The sequence below is a fragment of the Bartonella sp. SD1336NMGDW genome, assembly GCF_042193565.1.
GTDB lineage: Bacteria > Pseudomonadota > Alphaproteobacteria > Rhizobiales > Rhizobiaceae > Bartonella > Bartonella grahamii.
Window position 1 is genome coordinate 1 of record NZ_JBHILW010000030.1, and the last position, 2500, is coordinate 2500.

1 tRNA gene and 2 rRNA genes (1 of these 3 cut by a window edge) are annotated in these 2500 nt (G+C 48.0%); all 3 read right to left on the bottom strand.

The features are described from left to right. Positions 1–503 precede the first annotated feature (503 nt). A tRNA-Met gene (locus tag ACFIKH_RS08430) sits at positions 504–580 on the bottom strand. A gap of 104 nt (positions 581–684) precedes the next feature. After that, positions 685–799, bottom strand: a 5S ribosomal RNA gene (rrf, locus tag ACFIKH_RS08435). A 69-nt stretch (positions 800–868) separates the two neighbouring features. Then, a 23S ribosomal RNA gene (locus ACFIKH_RS08440) occupies positions 869–2500 on the bottom strand (it continues 1183 nt past the right edge of the window).

A 2500-nucleotide genomic window follows, 5' to 3' on the forward strand; every position in this document is an offset into this window, starting at 1 on the left:
TTTTTTTCTGTCTGTTCCGATACACAAGTTAGCAAACCTGATAAAAACCAAGATTCTACTGCAATGGATACATAACTTCTACTACCAGCTACGGATGAACAAGAGCTTTTTTTTCAAGTTACTTTGAGAGGCATCAGAGAATTTTTGAGAGGAATCTAGGTTAAGCGCTATTTTTTGCACTCTATTGTGAACAAACAGCAGCAAGTGGCATGTCTATATGGGGCATTGCATTTTTTAGAGAGGGAATATTTTCAAGCCACCCCATCCCCTTGTCATATTTTTATAGTTTTTTAGGCAGTTTGTACGTTTTATTCTTCTTCCATAGTGCTCTCGCAATTTCTAAAAAGCCCTAAGCCTATACAGCTAAAGGGGGAAGTTTGAGTGAAGGGTTATTCTATAACATTTTCGCTTACGTACATTTTTATATTTTCACGTTCTACTATGGTTGCAGAGTGATGTTTAGATGTGATTTGATTTTTATGGAAGAATTAGTTTTGGAACTTTGGTTGCGGGGGCAGGATTTGAACCTGCGGCCTTCAGGTTATGAGCCTGACGAGCTACCGGGCTGCTCCACCCCGCGTCACATATTTTAGAACAAGATTTTTTTATTGTCTACTCTGAGTATTGAGCATTGATCTGATTACATTTTTATTTTTGAATTGTTATCTATCATGCCTTTAGCAGACCTGGCGGCGACTTACTCTCCCGTGCCTTAAGGCAAAGTACCATCAGCGCTGGAGCGTTTCACGGCCGAGTTCGGGATGGGATCGGGTGCGTTCACTCCGCCATAACCACCAAGTCAGCAAAAAGCATGAATGATGAGAAGCTGGAAATTTTTATAATTTAAGAATGGATATAGGAAATGAGAACGATCAAGTCGATCGAACGATTAGTATCAGTAAGCTTCATGTGTTACCACACTTCCACACCTGACCTATCAACGTGGTGGTCTACCACGGTTCTCAGGGAATACTCGTTTTCAGGTGGGTTTCCCGCTTAGATGCCTTCAGCGGTTATCCCTTCCGTATATAGCTACCCTGCTATGCGGCTGGCGCCACAACAGGTCCACCAGAGATACGTCCATCCCGGTCCTCTCGTACTAGGGACAGATCCTGTCAATATTCCAACACCCACGGCAGATAGGGACCGAACTGTCTCACGACGTTCTGAACCCAACTCACGTACCGCTTTAAATGGCGAACAGCCATACCCTTGGGACCTGCTCCAGCCCCAGGATGCGATGAGTCGACATCGAGGTGCCAAACAACCCCGTCGATATGGACTCTTGGGGGTCATCAGCCTGTTATCCCCGGCGTACCTTTTATCCGTTGAGCGATGGCCCTTCCACACGGGACCACCGGATCACTATGACCGTCTTTCGACTCTGCTCGACTTGTCAGTCTCACAGTCAGGCAGGCTTATGCCATTGCACTCAACAAACGATTTCCGACCGTTTTGAGCCTACCATCGCGCGCCTCCGTTACTCTTTAGGAGGCGACCGCCCCAGTCAAACTACCCACCATACACGGTCCCGAATCCGGATAACGGACTGCGGTTAGACATCCATATCGGTAAGGGTGGTATTTCAAGGATGACTCCACAAAGGCTAGCGCCCCTGCTTCAAAGTCTACCACCTATCCTACACATACAGACACAAATGCCAGTGTAAAGCTATAGTAAAGGTGCACGGGGTCTTTCCGTCTAACCGCAGGAACCCCGCATCTTCACGGGGAATTCAATTTCACTGAGTCTACGTTGGAGACAGCGGGGAAGTCGTTACGCCATTCGTGCAGGTCGGAACTTACCCGACAAGGAATTTCGCTACCTTAGGACCGTTATAGTTACGGCCGCCGTTTACTGGGGCTTCAATTCAATGCTTGCACATCTCCTCTTAACCTTCCAGCACCGGGCAGGCGTCAGACCCTATACGTCGTCTTGCGACTTCGCAGAGCCCTGTGTTTTTGGTAAACAGTCGCTACCCCCTGGTCTGTGCCACCCTCTAACGGTTGCCCGCTAAAGGGTCACGCTTCTTCCGAAGTTACGCGTGCAATTTGCCGAGTTCCTTCAACGTAGTTCTCTCAAGCGCCTTAGTATTCTCTACCAGTCCACCTGTGTCGGTTTGGGGTACGGTCTATATGTGGGAGCTATTTCCTGGAACTGCTTCACTGCAAGATCAATCCAATAAGATCTTACAATATACGCAATCCGTCACTACCCACAGGTCCACGAATATTAACGTGGTTCCCATCGACTACGCCTTTCGGCCTCGCCTTAGGGGCCGACTCACCCTGCTCAGATTAACTTTAAGCAGGAACCCTTGGACTTTCGGCGAGGGAGTCTCTCACTCCCTTTATCGTTACTCATGTCAGCATTCTCACTTCCGATACCTCCAGGAGCTCTCACGAGTCTCCCTTCACAGGCTTACGGAACGCTCCGCTACCACTTACTCAATGAAGAGTAAATCCACATCTTCGGTGTATGGCTTTAGCCCCGTTACATT